The organism is Paenibacillus marinisediminis, assembly GCF_054343325.1.
Genome location: NZ_JBTGUH010000002.1, coordinates 546,160 through 570,743 on the forward strand (window position 1 = coordinate 546,160; position 24,584 = coordinate 570,743).

The 24,584-nt window shown below is 48.2% G+C and carries 23 protein-coding genes and 2 riboswitches; of the genes, 8 read left to right on the plus strand and 15 right to left on the minus strand.

The features are described from left to right. Positions 1-57 precede the first annotated feature (57 nt). The 4 genes from ACXX53_RS08230 to ACXX53_RS08245 all read right to left on the minus strand — a co-directional run bounded on the left by ACXX53_RS08230 (position 58) and on the right by ACXX53_RS08245 (position 5,718). A complete protein-coding gene (locus ACXX53_RS08230; RefSeq protein ID WP_458568142.1) occupies positions 58-1,662 on the minus strand; it encodes an NAD(P)H-hydrate dehydratase in 1,605 nt (534 codons plus the stop codon). 54 nt (positions 1,663-1,716) lie between these two features. After that, positions 1,717-2,595, minus strand: coding sequence for a hypothetical protein (locus tag ACXX53_RS08235; RefSeq protein ID WP_458568143.1), 879 nt, complete (start codon positions 2,593-2,595; stop codon positions 1,717-1,719). A 72-nt stretch (positions 2,596-2,667) separates the two neighbouring features. After that, positions 2,668-3,468, minus strand: a complete 801-nt coding sequence (locus ACXX53_RS08240; RefSeq protein ID WP_458568144.1) for an inositol monophosphatase family protein — start codon at positions 3,466-3,468, stop codon at positions 2,668-2,670. 846 nt (positions 3,469-4,314) lie between these two features. Continuing rightward, positions 4,315-5,718 (minus strand): MATE family efflux transporter, encoded by a 1,404-nt coding sequence (locus ACXX53_RS08245; protein ID WP_458568145.1) that lies wholly within the window; start codon positions 5,716-5,718, stop codon positions 4,315-4,317. Between the two features lie 163 nt (positions 5,719-5,881). Here ACXX53_RS08245 and ACXX53_RS08250 point away from each other — a divergent pair, with 163 nt between their 5' ends. The 3 genes from ACXX53_RS08250 to ACXX53_RS08260 all read left to right on the plus strand — a co-directional run bounded on the left by ACXX53_RS08250 (position 5,882) and on the right by ACXX53_RS08260 (position 8,158). After that, positions 5,882-6,760, plus strand: a complete 879-nt coding sequence (locus ACXX53_RS08250) for a helix-turn-helix domain-containing protein (protein ID WP_458568146.1) — start codon at positions 5,882-5,884, stop codon at positions 6,758-6,760. A gap of 143 nt (positions 6,761-6,903) precedes the next feature. Further along, positions 6,904-7,731: an undecaprenyl-diphosphate phosphatase gene (locus tag ACXX53_RS08255; RefSeq protein WP_458568147.1), complete on the plus strand. Its 828-nt coding sequence runs from the start codon at positions 6,904-6,906 to the stop codon at positions 7,729-7,731. A gap of 193 nt (positions 7,732-7,924) precedes the next feature. Further along, the gene (locus ACXX53_RS08260) at positions 7,925-8,158 is read left to right on the plus strand and encodes a DUF3951 domain-containing protein (RefSeq protein WP_458568148.1); all 234 of its coding nucleotides are present in this window, start codon (positions 7,925-7,927) and stop codon (positions 8,156-8,158) included. 79 nt (positions 8,159-8,237) lie between these two features. On the opposite strand, the gene ACXX53_RS08265 is transcribed toward ACXX53_RS08260, so the two are convergent. The 4 genes from ACXX53_RS08265 to gcvH form a co-directional block, all read right to left on the minus strand. Next, complete coding sequence (locus tag ACXX53_RS08265; RefSeq protein WP_458568149.1) at positions 8,238-8,780, minus strand: hypothetical protein; 543 nt, start codon at positions 8,778-8,780, stop codon at positions 8,238-8,240. Between the two features lie 237 nt (positions 8,781-9,017). Continuing rightward, the gene (locus ACXX53_RS08270; RefSeq protein WP_458568150.1) at positions 9,018-9,275 is read right to left on the minus strand and encodes an FAD/FMN-containing dehydrogenase; all 258 of its coding nucleotides are present in this window, start codon (positions 9,273-9,275) and stop codon (positions 9,018-9,020) included. Positions 9,276-9,359: 84 nt separating this feature from the next. Beyond that, entirely contained in the window at positions 9,360-10,058 is a 699-nt protein-coding gene (locus tag ACXX53_RS08275; RefSeq protein ID WP_458568151.1) for a DsbA family protein, read from the minus strand. 254 nt (positions 10,059-10,312) lie between these two features. Then, the gene (gene gcvH, locus ACXX53_RS08280) at positions 10,313-10,702 is read right to left on the minus strand and encodes a glycine cleavage system protein GcvH (protein ID WP_458568152.1); all 390 of its coding nucleotides are present in this window, start codon (positions 10,700-10,702) and stop codon (positions 10,313-10,315) included. 252 nt (positions 10,703-10,954) lie between these two features. After that, positions 10,955-11,060: riboswitch (glycine riboswitch) on the plus strand. 3 nt (positions 11,061-11,063) lie between these two features. Then, a riboswitch (glycine riboswitch) is annotated at positions 11,064-11,190 on the plus strand. A 117-nt stretch (positions 11,191-11,307) separates the two neighbouring features. On the opposite strand from gcvH, the gene gcvT reads away from it, so the two are divergent. From gcvT to gcvPB, 3 genes are read left to right on the plus strand one after another with little or no spacing between them, the layout of a single operon-like run. Beyond that, complete coding sequence (gene gcvT, locus ACXX53_RS08285) at positions 11,308-12,411, plus strand: glycine cleavage system aminomethyltransferase GcvT (RefSeq protein ID WP_458568153.1); 1,104 nt, start codon at positions 11,308-11,310, stop codon at positions 12,409-12,411. Between the two features lie 36 nt (positions 12,412-12,447). Continuing rightward, entirely contained in the window at positions 12,448-13,812 is a 1,365-nt protein-coding gene (gene gcvPA / locus ACXX53_RS08290) for an aminomethyl-transferring glycine dehydrogenase subunit GcvPA (protein WP_458568154.1), read from the plus strand. Further along, on the plus strand, positions 13,809-15,284 hold the full coding sequence (gcvPB, locus tag ACXX53_RS08295; RefSeq protein ID WP_458568155.1) for an aminomethyl-transferring glycine dehydrogenase subunit GcvPB: 1,476 nt from the start codon (positions 13,809-13,811) through the stop codon (positions 15,282-15,284). Before gcvPA ends, gcvPB begins: the two co-directional genes overlap by 4 nt. A 92-nt stretch (positions 15,285-15,376) precedes the next feature. Here gcvPB and ACXX53_RS08300 read toward each other — a convergent pair whose 3' ends face one another. After that, on the minus strand, positions 15,377-15,970 hold the full coding sequence (locus tag ACXX53_RS08300; protein WP_458568156.1) for a 50S ribosomal protein L25: 594 nt from the start codon (positions 15,968-15,970) through the stop codon (positions 15,377-15,379). Between the two features lie 177 nt (positions 15,971-16,147). On the opposite strand from ACXX53_RS08300, the gene ACXX53_RS08305 reads away from it, so the two are divergent. Further along, positions 16,148-17,584 (plus strand): hypothetical protein, encoded by a 1,437-nt coding sequence (locus tag ACXX53_RS08305; RefSeq protein WP_458568157.1) that lies wholly within the window; start codon positions 16,148-16,150, stop codon positions 17,582-17,584. Between the two features lie 45 nt (positions 17,585-17,629). Here the strand turns inward: ACXX53_RS08305 and ACXX53_RS08310 are convergent, their stop codons facing one another. The 3 genes from ACXX53_RS08310 to glsA form a co-directional block, all read right to left on the minus strand. Beyond that, positions 17,630-18,481 (minus strand): DUF72 domain-containing protein, encoded by an 852-nt coding sequence (locus ACXX53_RS08310; RefSeq protein WP_458568158.1) that lies wholly within the window; start codon positions 18,479-18,481, stop codon positions 17,630-17,632. A gap of 143 nt (positions 18,482-18,624) precedes the next feature. Further along, positions 18,625-19,002 carry a hypothetical protein gene (locus tag ACXX53_RS08315; RefSeq protein ID WP_458568159.1) on the minus strand — a complete coding sequence of 126 codons (378 nt, stop codon included), beginning with the start codon at positions 19,000-19,002 and terminating at the stop codon, positions 18,625-18,627. A 95-nt stretch (positions 19,003-19,097) separates the two neighbouring features. Beyond that, positions 19,098-20,030: a glutaminase A gene (gene glsA, locus ACXX53_RS08320; RefSeq protein WP_458568160.1), complete on the minus strand. Its 933-nt coding sequence runs from the start codon at positions 20,028-20,030 to the stop codon at positions 19,098-19,100. A 155-nt stretch (positions 20,031-20,185) separates the two neighbouring features. On the opposite strand from glsA, the gene ACXX53_RS08325 reads away from it, so the two are divergent. Beyond that, positions 20,186-20,761 (plus strand): thymidine kinase, encoded by a 576-nt coding sequence (locus ACXX53_RS08325; protein ID WP_458568161.1) that lies wholly within the window; start codon positions 20,186-20,188, stop codon positions 20,759-20,761. A gap of 100 nt (positions 20,762-20,861) precedes the next feature. On the opposite strand, the gene ACXX53_RS08330 is transcribed toward ACXX53_RS08325, so the two are convergent. The 3 genes from ACXX53_RS08330 to ACXX53_RS08340 all read right to left on the minus strand — a co-directional run bounded on the left by ACXX53_RS08330 (position 20,862) and on the right by ACXX53_RS08340 (position 24,430). Beyond that, positions 20,862-21,362, minus strand: a complete 501-nt coding sequence (locus ACXX53_RS08330) for a DUF3939 domain-containing protein (RefSeq protein WP_458568162.1) — start codon at positions 21,360-21,362, stop codon at positions 20,862-20,864. Positions 21,363-21,630: 268 nt separating this feature from the next. Further along, a complete protein-coding gene (locus ACXX53_RS08335) occupies positions 21,631-21,921 on the minus strand; it encodes a HesB/YadR/YfhF family protein (protein ID WP_458568163.1) in 291 nt (96 codons plus the stop codon). 106 nt (positions 21,922-22,027) lie between these two features. Beyond that, positions 22,028-24,430 carry a heavy metal translocating P-type ATPase gene (locus ACXX53_RS08340; protein WP_458568164.1) on the minus strand — a complete coding sequence of 801 codons (2,403 nt, stop codon included), beginning with the start codon at positions 24,428-24,430 and terminating at the stop codon, positions 22,028-22,030. Between the last annotated feature and the right edge of the window lie 154 nt (positions 24,431-24,584).

The window sequence follows — 24,584 nt, forward strand, 5'->3', positions numbered from 1 at the left end:
ATCGGAATCGTGCCTTGCGTCCACATCAGGTTCGTGGATGCATGGACAGCTTATACCTCACAGAGCCTCAATGATATCGCCCGCAAGCAGGGATGACTCCGAATATCGGGAAGCTGCTGCTCGATCCCCCGCGAGTCCATGCCAGTACACTCCTAAGGCTGCCGCTGACAATGCGCTCAATCCTTGACCCAACAGGCTGCCGATGATGCCCGCTAGCACGTCGCCTGATCCGCCAGTAGCCATGCCTGGGTTGCCTGTTGTGTTCACGTATGTTTCGCCATTCGGCGCAGCAATGATAGTCCGGGCGCCTTTCAGCACAACGATAACGTTGTGCGCCTGCGCATAGCTGCCGGCGATCCCGATGCGATCGCGCTGCACCTCAGATGTAGGCAGGCCGCAGAGCCGCGCCATCTCGCCGGGATGCGGCGTGATGACAGTAGGCGCGGTGCGCGGCGGCCATGGCGACTGCTGCGCGGCGGGCTCGGTTGCTTGCTGACGACACGTGTCGTCAGCGAGCATGTTCAGCGCATCCGCGTCCAGCACGAGCGGCGCATCGATGCGCTGCCACAGCTCGCGCAGCCAGGCTGCGTCGCCGGGCCATCGGCCTAAGCCGGGGCCGATGATAGCGGCTTGCTTGCCGGCGGCAGCAAGCGCGAGCTCCTGCGCAGAGGTGCGGCTCCACTCGCCGCTGCCGCCATCCGCCAAGCCGCGCAGCATCGCTTCCGGCAGCAAGCCGATCAGCTTGCCGGACAACTGGTCCGGCACCGCCCAGCTCACGAGCCCGCTGCCGGCCCGCAGCGCGGCTCTCGCGCATAGCAGCCCCGCCCCGCTCATAGCGGCTGAGCCCGCTGCGACTAGCACATGCCCATACGTCCCCTTGTGCGTATCGGCATGTCGTTGCGGCGGCAGCTCAAGCCCGAAGCGCTGCTTCAGCGTCTTGGCATCGAGCAGGAACGTATTCACTCCTGCTCCGCTAATGAGGTGGTCGGGGATGCCGATGGATCGAACGACCACTTCTCCCGCCGCTTCAGCACCGGGATATAGCAGCAGCCCGCGCTTATACTGTGACAGCGCCACGGTCAGAGATGCACGGACACATGCCCCTGGCATCTCACCCGTGTCAGCATTGAGCCCGCTAGGGATATCGGCTGATACGATCGGCAGTCCGCTGCTGTTCATCTCATGGATAAGGGCCGTAAACGGTTCACGCGGCTCACCCTTAGTCCCAGTTCCGAGCAGGCAATCAATTATGCCGTTCCACTTGCTCCATCGAACGGCCTCGCCTTCCGATACATCCTGATGAAAACATGAATGCGGTACACCCATTTTCCGAATAATATCACGCTGAACCGCTGCATCGCCTGTCAATTGCTCCGGTGGAACTACATATAGCACTTCGGCTTCATATCCCATCGCAACTAGATGTCTCGCACAAACTAGCCCGTCGCCGCCATTGTTTCCTTTTCCAACGATGACCAGCCACCGGAAGCCATGTACACACTCCGTCTTACCATTCTTTGCGACTAGTTCCCCTGAGAATCGTACCACTTCTTCCGCAATGGCACGCCCCGCTGTTTCCATCAACACTAACGCCGGAATTCCAATCTCCTCAATGACATGCTGCTCTATCTTTCGCATCTCTAGATTCGTTACAATATGCATATGTACCTCCCCAAGATGTAAATGTTCCAGCTGATCAACCGCTATTTTACATCTTCACTCCTCTATCCGCTCGAACCGCGTACCCTGATCATGTCGATTCGCATAGATGTCCTTTTCTCCGATGATCAACTGATCTACATTCCCCTCGTGTTCCACAAATACAACCTCTACACTCATATCATCAACATAGAAGCAGTGATTCTCGCGCCCCTTCAGCTTTCGATCGCCAAATATAAATAGCGCACCATCCCTACTATTAATATGAACGTTTATACCCATCTCATGGTTACGGTAAGTTCCTACATACCTCTGAATTTCCTCTTCAGGACATTCGTGATCCGGATAATGAACAAGATTGTATCGTTCAAGCATTTGCTGTTCATAACGATGCCAGTTCTTATTGGTGTTGTCGATCGTGAATCCGGGGAGCTTAACCTGCTGGATCAATTGATTGGAGATATCTGCATAATCTCTCAAAAAAGCGACATGCAGACTTCCTTCATGCTGAGCTCGGTTCTGATAATATTTGCTACTGCCGTACTCTTCGTCCTTATGAAGGATAAACTCAGCTCCGCCCCTGCACTCGATCATGTTATCTATAGCCGCCCAGCTATCTTCCTGGTACAAGTACAGAAGACTTGTTTCATGCTGGCTTAAGATCTCAACCTGTTCCTCGACAAATGCAATGATGCTGCTTCTATTCATGTCTTTGCTTAATAGACTTAAGATTGGCACTTGAAATAGTGCAGATTCCATAACTATTACTTTGGAAGAATCGGAGTCTTCAGCGAGAAAATGTTGCCAGTTCAGCAGATACAATCGCAGCCATTCATCAATGTTATTTTCAGACCATTTCCTGAATAATGGATGATCTGCCGTTGACTCTAGAAACAGTCTTGCCTTATATCCATTTCTTCTTAACTGTTCGTACATAAATCTCGCGCTTGTAGATTTGCCCGACCCGGGAATGCCTTCGATAAGGATAAGATTCTTCCTCATATTCGCTTAACGGAGCCCCTCTCTAACGACTTGAATGAACTCTTGTTTGTGGTCCGGGTGACATGCAATGATATATGGCTCAGCCTTCATTCCTGTAAATGGATTACCATCGAAGTCTATGACAATACCGCCCGCTTCCTTCACCATTAAAATGCCAGAATATAGATCATCACCTTCCGAGTTATAGAGGATGATTCCGTCAATGTCTCCCTTCGCCAACATGCACCATTGCAAGGTTGGTGCCCACAGCCTAAGCATCCGTTTAAAACTAACATCGATATGCTGTCTTAATTGAACAGCCTTCGCGTCATTCCGGACTTGATGACCTTGAATCCAGCCAACATTTCCTCGAAATAGATCTACGCTTCTCTTTACCTTCATAGGCTGATTGTTGCAGGCAGCGCCTTCACCATATACAGAGGCAAACAGCCTGTCCGTCAGCGGCTCGTATACCATCCCCATGACCGGCTCTTTTCTATACATCAATGTGATCGAAATTGTAAACACAGGTAATCCAATCGCGAAGTTGTTTGTGCCATCTAAAGGATCAATCATCCACAGCCAGTCGCTTTCTGACCCGATATTGCCTATTTCTTCACTATGGATCTGGTGTGTAGGGAATACCCGTTGAATCTGATTAACGATCCATGCTTCCGCCATATGGTCCGCTTCCGTCACGACATCGCCATAACGATCCTTTACCATGAGCTCACTGAAATTATCGAATTTGTCTCTAACGATTCGCCCGGTTTGACGTATAGCACTTTCCGATAACACTCTTGCTTGTTGGAGAACACTATGGTCCATATTACACCTCTATTAGGAAAATGAATTGCAAAGTAAAGATCAAGTGCTGCGAACACTCCTAGGCCCTCATTGCAACAATAGAACGCCTCAGTTAAATAGAATATTTTTACACTAACACATTCTCGGCTTGTTATCTAAACCCCTCTATTTTGAACACGTTCATTGAAATATGCTCCTACACGACTATGGCGGCGGTCACGATGTCGTAAGACGGAAATAACCCGTTATCCCATCTCGACCTGCCCTGCCACTCGCTGTAACGGGTTAAAACCCGCTTATCTCACGTGCGGAGCACCGTTCGCCTCCTCAAGCGCTCTCCTAAGACGGTTTTAACCCGTTATCTCGCTTCGCTGAGCACATCCGCTCGCTGTAACGGGTTAAAACCCAGTTATCTCGCGCACGGAATACCGTTCGCATTCTCAGGCGCTCTCCTAAGACGGTTTTAACCCGTTATCTCATTTCGTCGAGCTCATTCACTCGCTGTAACGGGGTAAAACCCAGTTATCTCACGCGCGGAACACCGCTCGCCTTCTCAGGCGCTTTCCTAAGACGGTTTTAACCCGTTATCTCATCTCGACCAGCCCTGCCACTCGCTGTAACGGGGTAAAACCCGCTTATCTTGCGTGCGGAGCACTGTTCGCCTTCTCAAGCGCTCTCCTAAGACGGTTTTAACCTGTTATCCCATCTCGACCAGCCCTGCCACTCGCTGTAACGGGGTAAAACCCAGTTATCTCGCTCGCGGCACAAGCCACACTTCCTGCAGCACGCTGGCAAGCGTGCTGCAAGCACCAAAAAGGCCAATTCGCTTAAATCAATCGAATTGGCCTTCTTATCAGCCCCTAAATGCTACGCATTCGGGCTGTCTAATGTAACCGAGCCCTTGTTACCTCGGCGCGGTTCTCTCGCCGGCAAACCCTGCGCCTTACGCAGGTACTTCTGACCGCGCCAGCGCCAGAGGCATAGCAAGCCGCGCAAATATTCATCGGATATCATACAGATATAGATGCCGATCAAGCCTAAGCCCCATTCAATACTTAACAGATAGGACATCCCAGTTGCAATTCCCCACATCGATACGAGTGAGATGATCATGACGAACTTCGTATCTCCAACAGCATTCAGCCCGCTGTTGAGCCCCATGTTCAGCATCTTGCCTGGCTGAAGCAGAACGTTAAGCGCCAGCAGCGACACACCGATCGCGATGATCTCGGTATCTGTTGTGAACAATCCCAGCATCTTGTCACCCAGCACATATATGATCAGGGCATTTACGAAAACGACTCCAAGCCCGATATACAACCCTCGATAAGCTGAGCGATACGCTTCCTTATACTTTTTGGCGCCGAACAAGTACGCGATCTTGATCTGCGAGCCCATCGCTACTGACATTCCGAGCAGCGCACAGAACGATTCGAGCGTACTCATGTAGGTTCGGGCTGCAAGCTCCTTCGGCCCGAGCATCGCAATGAAGGTAAAGATAACAAGCTGCGAGAACACCCAGTTCCCATTGCTCACCCCGAGCGGCCAGCCGATTCGCAATATTTCTTTGAACAGCGGCAAATCAAACGTTGACAACAGCTCTTTTAATTGAATTCTGCGTTCAAACGTATGGATGAACATAAACAACAGCAGCATAACTGCCAACAAACGGCTGATTACCGTGGAATACGCTACCCCATTAAGCCCTAGCTGCGGCATACCGAACTCGCCAAAAATAAATCCATAGTTCAAGATCACATGAATAACGTTCATCCCGATCGCTGTTAACATCGGTCCCTTCGTATTGCCAGTATTGCGAATAACGGTACTTAATGCGCTCATCATAGCGGTCAGAATCATACTGCCGCCAACGGTTTGGATATACACTACCGCCATAGGCATCAGATTCTCCGGCATCTGCAGCCAGCCAGCGATCGTCTCAGGCATTGTAATGAGTGTAAGACTGATAAACAGTCCAATAGCAGCTGTAACGGTAAATGCCATGATACCGATAGTCCGCGCATCCTCTTGTCGTCGAGCTCCAAGCTTCTGTGCAACCAAAATACCCGCACCGGCCGATATCGTCGCGAACAGTGTCGTCAACGCATTAAAAAGCTGGTTGGAGAATCCGACAACCGCTACAGCATCATCTGAGATTCGACTGACCATCAAGGTATCAACCGTTCCCAACAGAAACTGCAGGAACAATTCAATAAAGATCGGCCATACCAGCACCCATAATGACATATTTCTTTCCTTATTATTAAGCATTTCAACCCCCAATAATCTGTCCGAACATTTGCATGTAACCCATGAAAATGTTGCAAAGCCTTGATGTAACGAATTCATTATAGAGAATAAGCCTATGAAGGTATATCATAAAGGAAACGAATACTTTAGATATTCCAACCTATCATTCAGGAGGTACCACTTCATGACAGCTATCCGTTTCACTCTCCCACCGATGCCTAATTTTATCGTCAGCGGTCAGAGTACGATGAGCGTGGGAGATAAACATTTTGCTAGACGCGGATTAAGCTGCTTTGACTTGCTGTACGTTATTAGCGGCTGCCTATACATGGGAGAAGAAGATCGCGAATTCGAGGTACGGGAAGGTCATGCTCTAATTCTACGTCCAGATGCCTATCACTACGGCAGCAAGCCATGCACGGAAGATACGAAATATATTTGGCTTCATTTTCTCTCAACAGGTAACTGGAGTATCGTTCCGAAACAACCGGCAGAAGCTAACATTGTTCCATTGGATAAACGCGACAGCACCCTCTCTAACATCAAAACACGGTACTTTACAGCTGAAGTACCTGCTTTCTCGAAGGTTGATCAGCCTACGCTAATGACTGATATGCTCCAACAGCTTACCGAATACCAGCACCTTGAGCAAAACAATCTTATTCTCTGGAAGCAGCAGGCATTGTTTCAGGACGTATTAATGCAATTAGCCGCTTCCGACCATAGCCAGACCAAGCCGCTCGCCTCCCAATGTGCTGAGCTTGCTGCTGCCTATATGCGCCAGCACTATAAGGAAGAAATAACAGCTCAAGATTTAGGTGTAGCTGTAAATTTTCACCCTGTATACATCGCTCGCTGCATGAAGCAGGTATTCGGATGCTCACCCATGCAATATCTGCATAACTATCGTCTAGAACGCGCCAAGCTGCTGCTCATTCAGAGCGATTCAGCTATTGTACATATTGCGGAAGAAGTTGGTTTTCAATCTGCAGCCTATTTCACTGCATCATTTTCAAAATATGAGGGCATATCACCGCGGCTTTACAGACAGCGATTCCGCTAAAGGTATGATGATTTACAACTTATATAAAAAGCTATTTATCACATGTACTACCATCTCGAGGCAAAAACCGATATAATACGAGATGGACTTTATACTTGTGCCAGAATAAATATTCGGTATGGAATTGTAGGAGTGTGGATAATTTGAGTTTATGGGAAGCATTTGTAGCCCTTGTCCTGGGAATGGTTGAGGGTCTCACGGAATTTGCGCCGGTATCTTCCACCGGTCACATGATTATCGTTGATGATTTCTTTTTCCAGACGAAAGAGATGTTTACACCTGAGGTTGCTAATACGTTCAAGATTGTCATTCAGCTGGGGTCGATCTTGGCGGTTGTAGTCTTGATGTGGGATCGTTTTATGAATCTGTTAGGCTTGAAGAAGTTGAATGGACAAGCCCCTGACGGTCCGCGCTTGAATCTGCTGCAAGTCATTGTCGCGCTTATCCCAGCTGGCGTACTTGGCGTGTTGTTTAACGATTATATCGATGAGCATTTATTCTCAACCGAAACGGTTATCATCGGACTCGTTATTGGGGCAATTCTTATGATTATCGCCGATAAGTTTGGCCCGAAACAACCTAAGACTGAGACCGTCGACCAGATTACTTATAAACAAGCTATATCAGTTGGCTTATTTCAGTGCTTATCCCTGTGGCCAGGCTTCTCCCGCTCCGGATCCACGATCTCAGGCGGTGTCTTGATGGGAATGAGTCACCGTGCAGCTGCAGACTTCACGTTCATTATGGCGGTTCCGATTATGGCCGGTGCAAGCTTCTTATCCCTTTTGAAGCACTGGCAATACATCACGATGGATGTTATTCCATTTTTCATCGTCGGCTTCTTCAGCGCTTTCGTGTTCGCGTTGATCTCGCTTCGCTTCTTCCTGAAGCTGATTAACCGAATTAAGCTCGTTCCGTTCGCCATTTATCGTATCGTTCTCGCAGCAGTAATCTATTTCTTAATGTTTTAATCGTTAAACGATACTCGATCATAAGCAATATCGCAAATAGCCCCTACTCATCACATAAGATGGAGTTAAGGGCTATTTCTTTATTCAATCGTACCTACTGCAAGCTTCACTATATCCATTCATGCAACCTTTTCATCTCGATAACGTATCCTATGTAAAAACATTCTTCATTCTAGTCAAGGGGGTTGACTCCATGGACATCACGCCTATCATCATACTATCGCTTATCGTTCCCATCATCGTTCTGCTCGCCATTATCGGCTTGAAGATTATTCGAGGTAATCCGCTGCCAAGCTCAGATTATACGCCATTCGATTACATCACAGGTCATACGTCTGTAGAGTTCCAAGATCAGAAGCAGGATCAGGAAGAAGACGACGATGAAGGCGATGACAAACATAAGAACAAGCGATACCCGCTGCGCTAACAAAGACTAAGAGCCGAGTCCCGACACATACGTGTTTGATTCGGCTCTTCACATTAGTATGACAACATCCTCTTAAGCTCTACACCAGTTTTCCCGCATCATATGTCAGCTTTAACAGCAGCACACTTACTACAATTATGGCGATACCTGCCACTAAGATCAATATCATAGCAAACGATGCCGAAAGAAAAGCGAACAACAGAGCAACCAGCGCAGATGCAGCAGCCATCCAATAATACTTCCACCTGCTCATCGCCCGCTCCGCGAATTCATATTGCCCTAGTTTACGCGCGACTTCTTCAATGCCTGAACAGTGCGAATAGATCAAGATCAAGTCGACAGCTACAAATATAAATGATAACAAGATTGCGATACCGGTCAAAGTGGATGGCGACATGCCGATATCATAGTTAATTGGGAATACCCAGGTCATGATAGTGATTACCGCATACACAATGCTAATAGTACGAGCGCGTTTGAAATGCTCATTCTCACTGCTCAACTGAGTATACCCGATAATAAGCAGGATCAGTCCAATTATATCTGGCAAAATATCAAAGCCCTGTACTTTAAAATCAAGTAAGACGAACAAAAGGCCCCAAAATACGATCATAAATCTCATGGTATCCCCCCTATATGGAATGATGCAAAGAAGTGCCATTCGAAGCCTAATGACTAACATACTACATAGTTACCTGTTTATTCCACTATTATTTCTAATAGCATATACGCATAAGCCGCCAAATAGTTTGCAGTTAAATCTATTCTCCTAGGTGAAGTGCTAAACATGAGGCTATATAAAAAACGCCAAGCAGGATTTGCTCTGCTTGACGTTAATAATTGTTGGGTTTAATTAGAATTAATACGTATTAGACATCATGTGATTCATTCGATTCATATGTCCGCGATCCATCATCGCAGGGCTTTGCTCTAGATCAGAGTGGCAATCGTTATACATTTCCTCAAGCTGCTGGTTCGTGGCAGTCGGATGCATCTGCTGCATGTGAGGCTTCATGTCTTCGAACGATTGTCCCCCCCAATTCGCTGCTGCATAAGCACCGGTACCGAAAGCAAAGGTAAGTACGACTGCTGATGCTATCGCCCATTGTTTTTTCATTGCAATCACCTCCTAAATTCAAGCTTACTGCATCAAAAAAGAGAAACATAGTATTATATTTTAATAATATTTACCATGATTTACTTACGGCTTCTGTGCACCTTCTGAGCGGTGTAATTCATCTTCAATAATTGCCTGAACATCTTCATAACGCGCGCCTTCTACTTTTCGTCCATTAATGAAAACAGTAGGCACAACTTTAATGTCATAATGTTGAATACTTTCGATATCTTTTAGAACCTGCTGCTCATATCTGCGTTCTTCCAATGCCGAAGTGAAGTCTTTTACATCTACCTCTGGAAAATGCTCTTCTACAAGCTGAGATAGGAAGTTAATATTAGCCCATTCCGCATCCTTATCGCCTTGTTTTTGAAGCAGCAAATCGTGAAAACGCCAAAATGCATCTTCTCCCGCTTGATCGTACATGTATTTAGCCGCCATGGCTGCTACTTCTGAGTCCGGTCCAAGAAACGCATCGCCAACATAGTAAAACGCGGCTTTCCCCGTCTTCACATAAGCTTCATCAATCAACGGATATACCGTCTCAGTCCATTTCTTGCAGGAAGGACATTTGTAATCGCCTACCTCAACGATTTGGATCGGAGCCGAACGATCACCCTTGACGGGCTGTTCATTAAGACGAAATTGATCCATCGAATACTGATCATTTATGGCTTCTTGATCAGCCTTGTCATTTCCTGAACTTATTACCCCATATACGACCGCAACGATTAAAATGAGTACAACAGTGATGCCAATACCAAATATGTACTTTTTTTGCATGAAAGCTCTACTCCTTTAGTGCTCTACTCCATCTTCAAGGATCTGAATAATTTATTATAACGAAATGGCGCACCCTATCTCGTGATATAAATCACCATCCTATGTATAACATAACTTAAAACATAAAAAGCTATTCAATTAGTATACGCACGAGTATTAGCTTAAACCATATTAACTCGTACCATGAAACGACAAATAGCCCTCCCAGAGATCGCGGCATGCAATCTCTGGGAGGGCTTGCTATTAACGGGACATTATTCAGTTAGTTGACGGTACTGCTCAGCCGTAAGCAGCTTCTTGAAAGCTTCTTCTACACTGCCTTCTACTTCGATTTCAGCAATCCATCCGCCTTCGTACGGCGCTTCATTCACACGCTCCGGCGCATTTTCAAGCTCCGTGTTCACTCGAACGATCTTACCGGATACCGGTGTGTACAATTCGGAAACGGTCTTAACCGATTCGATAGAGCCCATGCTGTCACCAGCGGTCAATTCAGTGCCGACCGTTGGAAATTCGATGAATACAATATCCCCCAACTGACTTTGTGCATGATCTGTAATCCCGATTCGTACCGTGCGCTCATCTACAGCCAAAGCCCATTCATGCTCTTCGCTGTACACCAATTGATCTCTTACTTCGCTCATGACATAACCCTCTCTTTTCCACAGTATACATGCAGTTTGTCCAAATTAAACACTTTAATGGGATGACTTGCAGCACATGTTGAAACCGCTTACGATTGTGTTACAGGGTGCTTGCTCATGTGTACCTATAGGGTAAACACGTTTCATTTTTATGTCAATACGTTTTTGGATGAGTATCCCTGCTGGATAATTTATGTATTGACAATAACAACCAGTTCAAGGTTCAATAGGATTATATAACGAAATAGGCGAATGATGGTAAAGGGAGAGATTACCCCTAGACTTGCAATTGCGTGGTAACGCCGAAGGAGTAAGCCATACAGGTGAATCTCTCAGGCAAAAGGACTTTTACCGGACGCCACTCTGGAGAGCACCCTGCACGACAGGGTCACCCACGGGGAAACTTCTCGATGAACGTTGATGCGGGATATACTGCTCGCTCATGTGCGATTATCGGATTAGGACACTCTCAGGTACCAAGGACAGAGCATAGCGACACAGGCGGATCTATGGACCCGCTAGTGCTGCTGTGCTCTGTCCTTTTTGGCGTCGGCCAGGAATGAAGACCCGCTCCGCAATTCATATTACGATGATGAGGTGATAGAATGACAGCTTTGAAGCGCACTCCATTGTACGACGAATATGCTGCTATTCCCGGAGTTAGATGCATTGACTTCGGCGGTTGGGAATTGCCCGTACAATTCTCGGGCATCCAGAAAGAGCATGAAGCCGTTCGCACGCAAGCCGGCCTGTTTGATGTATCGCATATGGGCGAATTCCTTGTTGAGGGCGAGAGTGCGGAGACCTTTTTGCAACAGCTGACGACCAATGATGTCAGCCGCCTAGCAGACGGACAGGCTCAATACACCCTCCTCTGCTACCCGCATGGCGGTATTGTAGATGATCTGCTCGTCTATCGCATCACGGCAGATCGATACATGCTCGTTGTGAATGCTTCGAACATTGATAAAGATTATGCATGGCTCAATCAGCACCTGCCTGAGCAAGGAGTCCGATTGACAGATCAATCCGACGAAACTGCGCTAATTGCGCTGCAAGGCCCGAAGGCGGTGGCCATCTTGTCCGAGCTGACAGATGTTCAGCTGGATGAACTGAAACCGTTTCACTTTATAGATGGCGCGACAGTGGCTGGTATCTCCTTGCTTCTATCACGCACGGGCTACACTGGTGAAGACGGCTTCGAGCTGTATGTAAAGAGCTCTGACGCCTCGCTCTTGTGGCGCAAGCTCCTGGAGTCAGGACAGGCGCACGGACTGCAGCCTGCTGGGCTCGGCGCACGCGACACCCTGCGCTTCGAAGCGCGTCTGCCGCTGTATGGACAGGAATTATCCGATTCCACAAGCCCGCTCGAAGCTGGTCTTGGTTGGTTCGTGAAGCTCGATAAGAGCACTCCGTTCATCGGTCAAGACGCGTTGAAGGAACAGAAGCTGAATGGAGTTCCACGCAAATCCGTCGGGATTGAGATGATCGACAAAGGGATTCCACGCGCACATTATGCTGTATATAATGCTGAAGGCGTGCAGATTGGGGAGGTCACAACAGGTACGCAATCGCCTACTTTGAAGCGTAATCTCGGTCTGGCTCTGCTGAATGCGGATTTTACTGCGATTGGCACCGAAGTGATCGTTGATGTACGCGGCAAGAGACTTAAGGCTGAAGTAATCAAGACACCGTTCTATAAGCGATAAGCTCGCAACTGTTATCAATAAAGGAGAGAGTTCAACATGAAGCAGAAACACCGCTACATCCCGATGACCGAACAGGACCAAGCGGAAATGATGCAGGTTATCGGCATTTCTTCTGTGGAAGAGCTGTTCCAAGACATTCCTGCGGAAGTCCGCTATTCCGGTACGATGCCGATGTCCCCAGCGCTTGATGAAGCTGCGCTGCTCAAGCATATGCGTGAACTGTCTGATCGCAATGCTGACTTTGACAAATACAGCAGCTTCCTTGGCGCAGGCATATACGACCATCAGGTTCCAGTTGTTATTAATCACGTCATCTCACGTTCTGAATTCTATACCGCTTATACGCCATATCAGCCTGAAATCAGCCAAGGAGAGCTTCAAGCTATCTTCGAATTCCAGTCGTATATATGTGAACTGACGGGAATGAAGGTCGCGAACGCCAGCATGTACGACGGCGCAACTGCACTTGGCGAAGCGGCTGGGCTCGCAAGCGCGCATACAAAGCGCAAGCGAATCGTGGTGTCGCGCACCGTGCATCCGGAAGCTCGCCAGATTCTGCACACATCGGCGCACGGCCTTGGGCTCGACATCGTCGAGGTCGATTATGCAAACGGCGTCACCGATATGGAGAAGCTGCAATCCGCCGTTGACGGCGACACAGCTGCCGTAATCGTGCAGTCGCCTAACTTCTTCGGCTGCATCGAAGATGTGCGCGCAGCGGCAGATATTGTGCATGATCAGAAGGGTCTGCTCGTCATGAGCACGAATCCGTTATCTCTTGGCCTCTTGGAAACGCCAAGCAAGCTCGGCGCAGATGTTTGTGTCGGCGATGCACAGCCATTCGGCATCCCCGCTTCCTTCGGCGGGCCTACTTGCGGCTTCTTCGCCGTCTCTGAACCGCTCATGCGCCGTATGCCGGGCCGCATCGTCGGTCAAACCGTCGATCGCGACGGCAAGCGCGGCTTCGTGCTCACGCTGCAAGCCCGCGAGCAGCATATTCGCCGTGAGAAAGCCACGTCGAACATCTGCTCCAACCAAGCGCTGCTCGCGTTGTGCGCATCCGTTTACCTCTCGATTATGGGTAAACAAGGCATCCGCGATGTCGCGCATCTGAATATTCAGAAGGCGCACTTCGCATCGCGCCACCTGCAAGAACAGGCAGGTTTTGAAGTGCCGTTCCAGGCTCCGTTCTTCAATGAATTCGTGGTGAAGCTTCCGAACGGCACTTCGATCGCAGAACTGAACGAGAAGCTGCTCGCGGCCGGCTTCATCGGAGGCTACGATCTTGGACGTGATTATGAGGAGCTTGCAGGACATATGCTAATCGCCGTTACGGAGCGCCGCACTCGAGAAGATATCGAACGCTTCGCTGCACAGCTTAAGGAGGTGCTCGCATCATGAATGATCATGTACCGCATCAAGACAAGAAGCTAGTCTTTGAAATGAGCCGTCCAGGACGAGTCGCATACTCACTCCCCTCCTGCGACGTGCCTGAACAGGATCTTGGTGAACTTATTCCAGCAGTTTTATTGCGCAGCGAGCCTGCTGAGCTGCCTGAACTCTATGAAGTAGATGTTATCCGTCATTACACCGAGCTTTCGCGCCGCAACTTCGGTATCGACAACGGCTTCTATCCGCTCGGTTCCTGTACGATGAAATATAACCCTAAGATCAACGAAGATACTGCTCGATTCACAGGCTTTGCCAAGATTCATCCGTATCAGCCGGAATCCTCTATCCAAGGTGCGCTCGAGATGATGTACACGCTGCAGCAAGACTTGGCTGTGCTGACAGGTATGGACCAAGTCACCTTGCAGCCAGCAGCGGGCGCACATGGCGAATGGACTGGCTTAATGATGATTCGCGCATACCATGAGAGCCGCGGCGAAACGCGCACTAAGGTTATCGTGCCGGATACTTCGCACGGCACCAACCCTGCCAGCGCTACTGTAGCTGGCCTCGAGACGATCACCATCCAATCGAACGCGGATGGCAACGTTGATCTAGATGCACTTCGGACGGCTGTCGGACCGGATACAGCCGCACTTATGCTCACGAACCCGAGTACGCTCGGCTTGTTCGAAGAGCAGATCGTAGAGATCGCCCGGATCATTCACGAAGCCGGCGGTCTGTTATACTACGACGGCGCCAATTCCAATGCGATCATGGGCATTACCCGACCAGGCGACATGGGCTTCGACGTCGTGCATCTCAACCTGCACAAGACGATGAGTACGCCGCATGGCGGCGGCGGTCCAGGCGCTGGTCCAGTCGGTGTGAAGAGCCTGCTCACTCCGTTCCTGCCGAAACCGATCGTGGCTAAACGCGAGGACGGCTCCTTCTACCTGGATACCGATCGTCCGCAATCGATCGGTCGAGTCAAAGCTTTCTACGGCAACTTCGGCATACTCGTACGCGCATACACCTATATGCGCACATACGGTCCGGAAGGTCTCCGAACTGTATCCGAATGTGCCGTACTGAACGCCAATTACATGATGCACCGATTGGCGCCTTATTATGAAGTCCCTTTCAACCGCGTGTGCAAACACGAATTCGTGATGTCAGGCAAAGCGCTGAAAGAGTATGGCGTGCGCACGCTGGATGTCGCGAAGCGATTGCTTGACTTCGGCTTCCACCCGCCTACCATCTACTTCCCGCTTAACGTGGAAGAATGCATGATGATCGAGCCGACGGAGACCGAGAGCAAGGAGACACTTGATTCCTTCATCGATACGATGATCCGCATTGCCAAGGAGGCAGAGGAAGATCCAGAATTGCTGCTGAACGCTCCTTATCATACACATGTACGCCGCCTTGATGAGACACAAGCAGCGCGCAAGCCTGTACTGAACTGTGCCTGCGGCTCATAACTTATAATGAACACGATAAAGCGCTGTTCCCATTACTGGTGAACAGCGCTTTATTTGTGCTTATTATGAAGCTGTGCTACTCCAAAAGGCTTCTACTCTTCAACTTCCACTGTCTCATTACTTTCTATAACACGCGGTGCGATGACAGATACGAGCAAATCATCAACGTGGTTGATGAGATGTACATCTTCCGGCATCACTAGCGAGCCCGCTAGAATCTTCTCTCCGACTTCCAGCGGTGTCAGATCAACGACAATCGATGCTGGAATATCGTCTGGCAAAGCTTCAATATTCAAATTGACTTCTTGAACATGAAGCATACCGCCTGACTTCACACCTTTAGCAGTTCCCACGTACTCAATCGGAACAGGGACACGAATTCGTTGGTTAGCTCGAACTAGCTGCAGATCGATGTGCATAATCTTGCCATTGCGACGCTGTACTTCTTTGATAATAGCTTGAGCAGGTGCTTTACCAGCTACGGACAAGTTAAATATCTCTGAAATACCTCGGCTTGCGATCATGGACGCTTCTTTCGCGTCAACATGGACCGGAATACTATCGAACTGGGCGCCATACACAACTGCCGGAATTCGCCCATTGTCTCTTAGCGTTTGAAGATCGGAACGCGTAGACAACGTCCTCATCTCAGCTGCTAGATGTAATGTTTGTACTTCTCCACTCATGTTAGGTCAACCTCCTTCAATTGTGAGCACCATATCTATTACCCGATTATTTCATGACTGAAACATTTTTATTTAAACCAATTTCTAACAGGTCATTCTTGTGTTCGTTATCAGATCAATATATTATGTCTAAATTATAGCTATGGACTGTATCAGCTCAACAGTTGGAGGTACCTTATGCAGACATCGATCCCCATTATCGAGAAGCACACACAAGCCGTTATTCACCAATTCATATTTCCATTCTCAATTCGCCGCTCCGCTTACACGAAGATCAAGCGCGATCTGGTCCATATGAACTTTATCCCGTTTCATTTATCGAACATGAAGCTGGAGAATCTTTTCTATGGCACTGAGAATCGAGTATCTCATCAAGAAATGGAGCACATGTTTCTCCCATTTGCGAATCAGTTCCTGTTCCCGCAGAATCTCGATGATCCATTGGTGATGCAGCGCTATTCGCGACCTATGGACATGCAGTGCAAGCTGTATTTTGCGAATTCCGTCATCCCTTTTCGTATTCTTTCTGCCGATGTGCTGCTCTGTCCTTACGAGATTGGCATCATCACGATTCGAACCGAGCTTGATACAACATGTTCATACAGCGAGAGCATTGAATTCGCGAAACGCTTTCGGGCCTTGGAAAACATGGAATCCGCAGATGAGTATTCGTATGTAGAGAGCGAGCAGCGCATTCATCCCAAGATGGTTACCTTTTTTAATGAAGAGCTGGTACCGGGATTTTTTAATTGGTTGGAACAAGATGGGGATCAATCAATCGCGAAACTGCCATTTATCATAAATGAACGGATGTTCACGTTATCCTTCTATGGACTAGATACTGAGGATTCGATTACGAAGACGGATCTATTCCGTGCTGTCCGCTTGAATGGATTAAACGCACAGCATGTACCATACACAGCGACCAGCAATCCTGATTACTTGGTAAAATATGTTGAGAAGCGCATATTCGATCGCTGGGCGCCCAACACCTACTTTATTGCGGACGAACATTCGCTCAGCTGTATATCTAATTCGCCGAGAACTGTTCAAATGACCATCATCAACGAGATGTATGGGCGTTATTATTATGCATTCTTACTTAATCTGTTTCATAAGATTGTCCTGCTTAAGCTGTCAAGCCATTATGGTCGACTAAGACTCGACCGCAATCATGAACGTGTGGAGGATCTCATTCACGGCATTACTCTCTTCTCTTCCCGCTTCTATTACCGTGAGATGGTAGCGGAGTCTCAGCTTCACTATATCTTTCACCTGCTTCGCCGCCTGCATGGCAATGATGAGCTGCTGCAGGATGTGAAGCACACCTTGTCGGCTCTCTATGATTACCAATCCAACTCAACCGTCAAACGGTCGAATTACACTCTTCGTATATTGACTATATTCTCCGTTGTCAGCGGGATTTACGGGATGAATCTCGTGATAACCGACCTTGTAAAACCGCTGAGTTGGCAACAGATTATGAATTATTCTTTGTTTCAACAATTAGCTCTAGCTGTTACGTTTATCGGAATTGCAGCCAGCATCGTCTTAACGATTACAACCTTATGGGGACTTGCAAAGGACACGGTTCGAAACAACAGGAGACCATGACATTTTGGTCATGGTCTCCTACTGACGCATCACAGCGTGAAAAGCCTAATCGCCGAACAGGTCCATCTGACGTGGAGGGAACGACGGCACCGTCTGTCCTAACATATGCATCAATTGCTTCGCGTTCCCTGCTGCATCTCCGCCTGAATTGTTATTGAAGATCACATACAGCTGTTTGCAGTCTAGAGCTAGCTTCATTAAGCGCGCACGCCATTCATGAAGTTCATCCTCATTGTATCGATACAGATAGCGAACATCTCGCCAGTTGGCTTGTCCGCGATTTACCCATCCGCCCGCATTGCGGCCATGAAAACGAACAACCGTCTTACTGCTGTCCGTTACAACAGGTACGATTGGAATCGAACCCTCACCGGCCTGCGGCTCATCGCATACGCTATGTATCCATTTCTCTTCTTGGATGAACGTTATCGTCTTATCTATAACCTGAGGCCGATACCAGCTCTGATGGCGAAACTCCAGCGCGCAAGGAATGTCTTGCATCCATTCCTTCGTCCGACGCAGTACATCTACATGCTTGCGTTGACAATCAAACCAAGGCGGATATTGAAACAACACAGCCCCTAGTTTATCAGCTGCAATCATCGGAGCGATTGCTTCTTGCAAGGATTGAAACTGCTCGGCCGCAGACTTATAATAGCTAGTTCCGCGTTGGTGCCCTGTCATGCCTTGATATGCCTTTACGATGAATTGAAAGTGTGCTGGCGTCTCCGCTACCCATCTGGATACCGTATCCGGCTTAGGGATTGCATAGAATGAACTGTCACACTCCACGATCGGAAAATGTTGAGCATACAACGCCAGCTTGTCCACGACACGCGTTCTCGCAGGGTACAGCTCATCGTGATCTCCCCATCCTGCTAATCCAACATGTATCAAACTTCAGCCCGCCTCCCTCTGAACCTCGGAACATATATGGCATGTACAATGCTTCTATTATAACTTGATTCTGAGCTTCATGTTGAGATCGTAACATGAAGGATTGCCGTGCCTCATTCGGCACGGCAATCCGTTTGAATAGGCTATTCGCCCCAGTATAACGTGATCTCCACTTTGCAGCATGGGGCTTCAGTATCTCCTTGCCTCATGACCAAATGGAAGCCTTGTGGATTATAGTTTATCGTATACTGCCTGCTTACTCCAGCTGACTTAATGAGCCGATCGACCTCTGCTCGATTTCCGCGCTGTGCCGCGTCCATCAATTGGCTGGCGAATGGCTTCGAGTCCCGGATTCGCTGCAAGAGCAGGTTCAATTGCCTCATCATCTCTAAGGATTCTATTGTAGATGATGTTAATTTAGCAGGATCAACCTGCGGGAAGAGATCAGGCCTTTCATAGGAGCGATGAGTTCCGCGAACCTGCGGCCGCATCACGCTTAATGGTCTGGTTGACTTTTTCATATTGATGGTCCCCCATCTTGCCATATAGGTATGATGTCAGCCTATGATTTGCACCTTGTCTGTGTGACACTCTATTTAAGGATCGCATCGATCATTTAGTAAATATACCAGTCGTAAGCTCGTGACAACGTCTCCAGCAGATGAACCCCTGCGATACTATTCCCTTTATCGTCTAGTGAAGGACCAAATACACAGATGCCTGACTGACGCGGAATAACAGCCATAATCCCGCCTGAGACACCGCTCTTAGCAGGAATGCCAACATTGATAGCAAACTTTCCGGATGCGTTGTACATCCCGCAGGTTACCATGAAGGACTTCGCTATCTGTACATATCTTGGCGCAATTAACTGTTCACCGGTAATAGGATGCTTTCCTCGTTTAGCTAGTACTAGCGCCATTCGTGCAAGCTGTGTGCACGTAACCAGGATAGAGCATTGTCTGAAGTACACATCCAAAGTATCTTCTACATCTTCCTCCAGTACACCATTGCTCGCTAGAAAATAAGCCAACGATCGATTGCGATTCGCAGTCTCCCGTTCCGACACGTATACTTCCTCATCCCATACAATTGAATCATCGCCAGCTATAAGTCGAACAAAGTCAAGCATTCTCCTGCTCTTCTCCTGTGAATTTCGCCCTTTTATTAAGGAAGCAATAACAATTGCCCCGGCATTAATATAAGGATTAAAGGGGATGCCCGGTTCCACAAGCTCCAACTTTAGCATGGAGTTATAATCATCACCTGTCGGTTCCATTCCAACCTTGCTGAATACACGCTCCTCGCCGTTATCGATTAAGGCAAGCAGCAAGGAGAATACTTTGGACACGCTCTGCAGCGTAAATTCGATATTCGTGTCGCCGCCTTCAACCGTCACCCCATCGACCCCCATCATACTGATGCCAACTGCATCAATCGGAGCATTTGCAAGCCGTGGGATATAGGAAGCCGGCGCACCAGCTCGCGCTAACATTCGGCATTCTTTAATGAGATCTGGCAGAATCCTGCGATTATTTTCCCAATCCATCTAATACCACACTCCATTCTCTATCTATCGTTTGTATTCTGCCTGTACTCCATACAGGTGAACAGCAACCATTTCCAAAGGACAAATTGACCTGAATGCAAATAGTTGTGGTATGATAGAGCCTTGAGAACTGATAGAAGAACGGAGTGACACTCGTGGCACAATTATATTTCCGATACGGAGCGATGAACAGCGGCAAATCAATTGAAATTCTTAAAGTTGCCCACAATTATGAAGAGCAGCATAAACATGTGCTAATCTTTACTTCCGCACTGGATAATCGCGACAAGATCGGTTATGTATCTTCCCGTGTAGGCCTTAGCGCGCCTGCTCTGCCTATATATGATGACACTGATATCTTCTCGATAGTGAAGGATCAGACTCGCAGCATCTCGTGCGTACTTATAGATGAGGTTCAATTTTTGAACCAGCATCATATTGAGCAGTTGACTCAGATCGTCGATGAACTGGATATTCCTGTGATGGGCTTCGGGCTCAAAAATGATTTTCGTAATGAATTGTTTGAAGGCAGCAAGTATATGCTTCTCTATGCGGATAAGATCGAGGAGATGAAGGCGATCTGTTGGTTCTGCGAACGCAAAGCTACGATGAATCTTCGCATAGGTGATGATGGGAAGCCCGTTTACACAGGGGAGCAGATCCAGATTGGCGGCAACGACAGCTACTACCCCGTTTGTCGAAGATGCCACAAGAACCCGCCGTTGCAATAAAATGACTAAGTATGTGATAATGATGATATAAAAAACAAGGCTGCCTATTCCACAAACGGAAATGGCGGCCTTGTCGTCTTATAATATGGATATTGTCTCGCTAGCCAGACCCTAAACTGTTCATGTGCCAATCCGGCTTATGTGTCAGCAGAAATTCCTCAGTTGTAATATACAGAGGAATAGATGGCTTCTCCTTCAAATAATGACCGTCAATCAAGCGATCATAATGAACCTGACGATTTCTTGAACCTTCGATGATCGGCAAGTCCGGGTGCTCTTCCAAATAATCATCGACAGCTTCTTGAACCATGTCCAGAAATCGCGGGATGTCCTTGTCACATTCCTCGAATATTTGAAACGTATTACGCGACATACAGTAACATTGGGTTGATGTGCCACCTAGATAACGGCGCAATCGATGTAGATCCAAGCTGCGATCTTCTCTCATAAGAGATGTTCGTGAGAATTCCTCGCCCATATCTCGTTCCCATTCTAGTACGGCCTGTTTCACTTGCTCAAGACTTACTTGAATAGGCATGTCGTACGGTTCAGCCTTTGCAGTTGATTTCGAACCCCTGAATAATCGTTGTAAGAGTCCCATGAATGTCAACTCCTCTCGAAAAATACGGAGATAATAACGCTATCAACCTGATGTTATGTAACCGTTTACATTATTATATCACATTATTCCTTTATTGTGAGTCTTCAGGCCTAAAATGGGTGTAAAAATTTATAAATAATACCGAAAATAAATAAAGGAGACTCCTCTCTATCGGGAAAGCAATGGCATCTCGCCATCACTTCCCTGTAAAAGAGGTATCTCCTTATTGATCGATCATATGCCGTAACTTGATCAAATAGTTAATTTCTTATTCTGTTTCTGTCCCACGTAGAAACACGATCTCCTCATGCTCCTCATCGATGGTCAATTCCTTTTCATCCAGAAACCATAAGTCGTTCTGCTCCATGTAGAACGTCAATCCGCCAGTCTGTGTCATGGTTGCGGGTTCACGCGGGGAATCTTTCATAATACCGAATGAATAAGGGCCGCTCTTGCTGAATCCGCTGTAACGTACAAAGATACGGATATCATCCCCTTGTTCAAATCCCCATTCTGTCTTGAATCGTTCTGCCGCTGCAGGTGTCACTTTTAGCTGCATGTGAACATCCTCCTTTATCTTTCCGTTTGCTTATCTAGAAGTCATCTGGCGATGAACGCTGTATATAAATCATAGCATGAAATGGGAGATATGCCTACTTGGTAAGCTATAGCTTTACACGCTGCAAACGGAGCGCGTTTAGCACAACGGATACTGAGCTGAAGGCCATAGCCGCGCCGGCAATCCATGGAGCCAGCAAGCCCATCGCTGCGACTGGGATACCCAAGCTGTTATAGCCCAGCGCCCAGAACAAGTTCTGCTTAATGTTGCGCATCGTGCGGCGGCTCATTTCCAACGCGTCCGCTATGCCGTTCAGATCACCGCGCATTAAGGTGATACCCGCCGTCTCCATCGCGACATCCGTTCCTGTTCCGATTGCGAAGCCGACATCCGCCGCCGCCAGTGCAGGAGCATCATTGATACCGTCACCGACCATTGCAACAGAGTGCCCTTGCTCCTGATACTTGCGTACATATTCGGCCTTCTGCTCGGGAAGCACCTCCGCCGCGACTTCATCAACGCCTACCTGTGCCGCAATGGCTTGTGCTGTTCGCGTGTTATCGCCAGTTATCATCACTACTCGTAATCCGAGCTCATGCAGTCGCTTGATTGCCGCTTGCGATGATGACTTCACGCGGTCTGCCGCTGCCACTAGGCCTGCTGTCAGACCATCAACCGCAATCAGCATCGCTGTGCTGCCCTCAAGCTCCAGCTGCTGAAGCTGCGCTTCAAGCTCATCTGATATGTGTATCTCCTGCCGCTTCATTAAGCGACGTGTACCAATCTCGAGCACATGCCCTTCTACCTGTGCTCGTATACCATACCCAGGTATCGCTTCGAACTGCTCCGCCTCCACCTTCTCTACACCTTCAGCCGTTAAACCGTCGACGATTGCCTTCGCGAGCGGATGCTCTGAGCTGCGTTCAGCCGCAGCAACCCAGCGTTTCAAGTCAGCTTCCACGTGCTCCGATTGGTTAACGAACGCGGTCAAGGAAGGTTCGCCTTCTGTGATCGTGCCCGTCTTGTCGAGCATGATGGTCCGAACGCGATAGGCCGTCTCCAGCTGTTCTCCACCGCGGAATAGGATGCCATATTCAGCCGCGCGGCCAGTGCCTGCCATAATCGAGGTTGGTGTTGCCAATCCGAGCGCACAAGGGCAGGCTATTACGAGAACAGCAATCATCCGCTCTAACGCGATCTGAAATTCATACGGATGTACGAAGAAATAGGTAATGAGGAACGTAAGTGCGGCTATCCCGACAACAATCGGTACGAAAATACCAGATATTCGGTCCGCTACTCGCTGAATCGGCGCCTTCGAGCCTTGAGATTCTTCAACTATTCGAATAATGTGCGCTAATGCTGTCTCAGAGCCCACCTTCGTCGCGCGCATCATGAGTGATCCATGCGTATTAACTGTCGCTCCATATACAGAGTCACCTTCCGATTTATCTACGGGAATACTTTCACCAGTCAACATGGACTCGTCGACTGTAGATGTGCCGGATTCGATGATGCCGTCCACCGGAATCTTCTCACCTGGCTTCACTCGAACGAGATCCCCGACCAGAACTTGCTCAACGGGTATGACGATTTCTTCACCGTCACGAATGACCGTCGCACTTTTGGCCCGAAGTCCCATCAATGCTTTAATAGCTTGCGATGTCCGGCCTTTAGCCGCCGCTTCGAACCATTTGCCAAGCAAGATTAACGTAATCAGAATGGCACTTGTTTCAAAATACATTTCAGGGTGATGAATCGCGCCGATCTGCCACTGCCATGCCAGGTACACACTGTAGAAATAAGCCGATGATGTACCGAGAGCAATAAGCACATCCATATTGGCGCTGCCGTTGCGTAATGCTTTATAGGCGCCTCGATAGAATCTCCAACCGATAATAAACTGAACAGGCGCTGCTAAGGCCATCTGCACCCACGGATTCATGAGAATGTCAGGAAGCCACACCCATGATGTCCACGAAAAATGAGAGACCATAGACCAGAGCAACGGCGCAGATAAAATAGCCGAAATGATAAATGTCCACTTTAATTGCTTGATCGCCCGCTCCGTATGAGAATCTTCCGACCGCTCCTTCTGTGAGCGCGGTGTTGCTTCATAACCTAGCTTCCGTACTTTTTCGATCAGTACAGACTCGTCAACGCTATAGCCTTCCACTTGTGCTACTTCTGTTGCAAGGTTGACAGTCGCTCGCGATACCCCCGGTACCTTTGTCAGGCCCTTCTCAATCCGAGCAGCGCATGCCGCGCACGTCATGCCTGCGATATCGAATTCAAACTTTTTTTGCTCTACTGTGTAGCCCAATTGTTCAACTTTAGCCGCGATGGCCTCCATATTAGTCTCTAAAGGATTATAGGCGACCTTCGCCTGCTCTAATGCTAGATTGACGTTAGCCTCTGTTACACCTGGAAGCTTATTCAGTCCTTTTTCAATTCGGGTCGCGCACGCCGCACACGTCATACCACCTACTAGAAATGTCCGTTCTTCCAACTGACTTCACACCCTTCTATTCTAAAATATACCCCTATACCCTATATTATTGGTGAAAAAAATTCATCCAACGCGAGGATGAGATGAGGCATATAAAATACGAGTAGGAAGGAGCACTACTTTATGATTAAAGCTTGTGCTCCTCATTCACTTT

What these genes read in the sequence shown, in the direction of transcription:
- ACXX53_RS08235 (WP_458568143.1), bottom strand. Translation starts at nt 2,595, where the DNA reads ATGTACGAACAGTTAAGAAGAAATGGATATAAGGCAAGACTGTTTCTA.
- ACXX53_RS08245 (WP_458568145.1), bottom strand. Translation starts at nt 5,718, where the DNA reads ATGCTTAATAATAAGGAAAGAAATATGTCATTATGGGTGCTGGTATGG.
- ACXX53_RS08300 (WP_458568156.1), bottom strand. Translation starts at nt 15,970, where the DNA reads ATGAGTGGAGAAGTACAAACATTACATCTAGCAGCTGAGATGAGGACG.
- gcvPA (WP_458568154.1), top strand. Translation starts at nt 12,448, where the DNA reads ATGAAGCAGAAACACCGCTACATCCCGATGACCGAACAGGACCAAGCG.
- ACXX53_RS08230 (WP_458568142.1), bottom strand. Translation starts at nt 1,662, where the DNA reads ATGCATATTGTAACGAATCTAGAGATGCGAAAGATAGAGCAGCATGTC.
- ACXX53_RS08270 (WP_458568150.1), bottom strand. Translation starts at nt 9,275, where the DNA reads ATGAAAAAACAATGGGCGATAGCATCAGCAGTCGTACTTACCTTTGCT.
- ACXX53_RS08275 (WP_458568151.1), bottom strand. Translation starts at nt 10,058, where the DNA reads ATGCAAAAAAAGTACATATTTGGTATTGGCATCACTGTTGTACTCATT.
- ACXX53_RS08315 (WP_458568159.1), bottom strand. Translation starts at nt 19,002, where the DNA reads ATGAAAAAGTCAACCAGACCATTAAGCGTGATGCGGCCGCAGGTTCGC.
- gcvPB (WP_458568155.1), top strand. Translation starts at nt 13,809, where the DNA reads ATGAATGATCATGTACCGCATCAAGACAAGAAGCTAGTCTTTGAAATG.
- ACXX53_RS08265 (WP_458568149.1), bottom strand. Translation starts at nt 8,780, where the DNA reads ATGAGATTTATGATCGTATTTTGGGGCCTTTTGTTCGTCTTACTTGAT.
- ACXX53_RS08250 (WP_458568146.1), top strand. Translation starts at nt 5,882, where the DNA reads ATGACAGCTATCCGTTTCACTCTCCCACCGATGCCTAATTTTATCGTC.
- gcvH (WP_458568152.1), bottom strand. Translation starts at nt 10,702, where the DNA reads ATGAGCGAAGTAAGAGATCAATTGGTGTACAGCGAAGAGCATGAATGG.
- ACXX53_RS08260 (WP_458568148.1), top strand. Translation starts at nt 7,925, where the DNA reads ATGGACATCACGCCTATCATCATACTATCGCTTATCGTTCCCATCATC.
- ACXX53_RS08240 (WP_458568144.1), bottom strand. Translation starts at nt 3,468, where the DNA reads ATGGACCATAGTGTTCTCCAACAAGCAAGAGTGTTATCGGAAAGTGCT.
- ACXX53_RS08335 (WP_458568163.1), bottom strand. Translation starts at nt 21,921, where the DNA reads ATGCAGCTAAAAGTGACACCTGCAGCGGCAGAACGATTCAAGACAGAA.
- ACXX53_RS08330 (WP_458568162.1), bottom strand. Translation starts at nt 21,362, where the DNA reads ATGGGACTCTTACAACGATTATTCAGGGGTTCGAAATCAACTGCAAAG.
- ACXX53_RS08305 (WP_458568157.1), top strand. Translation starts at nt 16,148, where the DNA reads ATGCAGACATCGATCCCCATTATCGAGAAGCACACACAAGCCGTTATT.
- glsA (WP_458568160.1), bottom strand. Translation starts at nt 20,030, where the DNA reads ATGGATTGGGAAAATAATCGCAGGATTCTGCCAGATCTCATTAAAGAA.
- gcvT (WP_458568153.1), top strand. Translation starts at nt 11,308, where the DNA reads ATGACAGCTTTGAAGCGCACTCCATTGTACGACGAATATGCTGCTATT.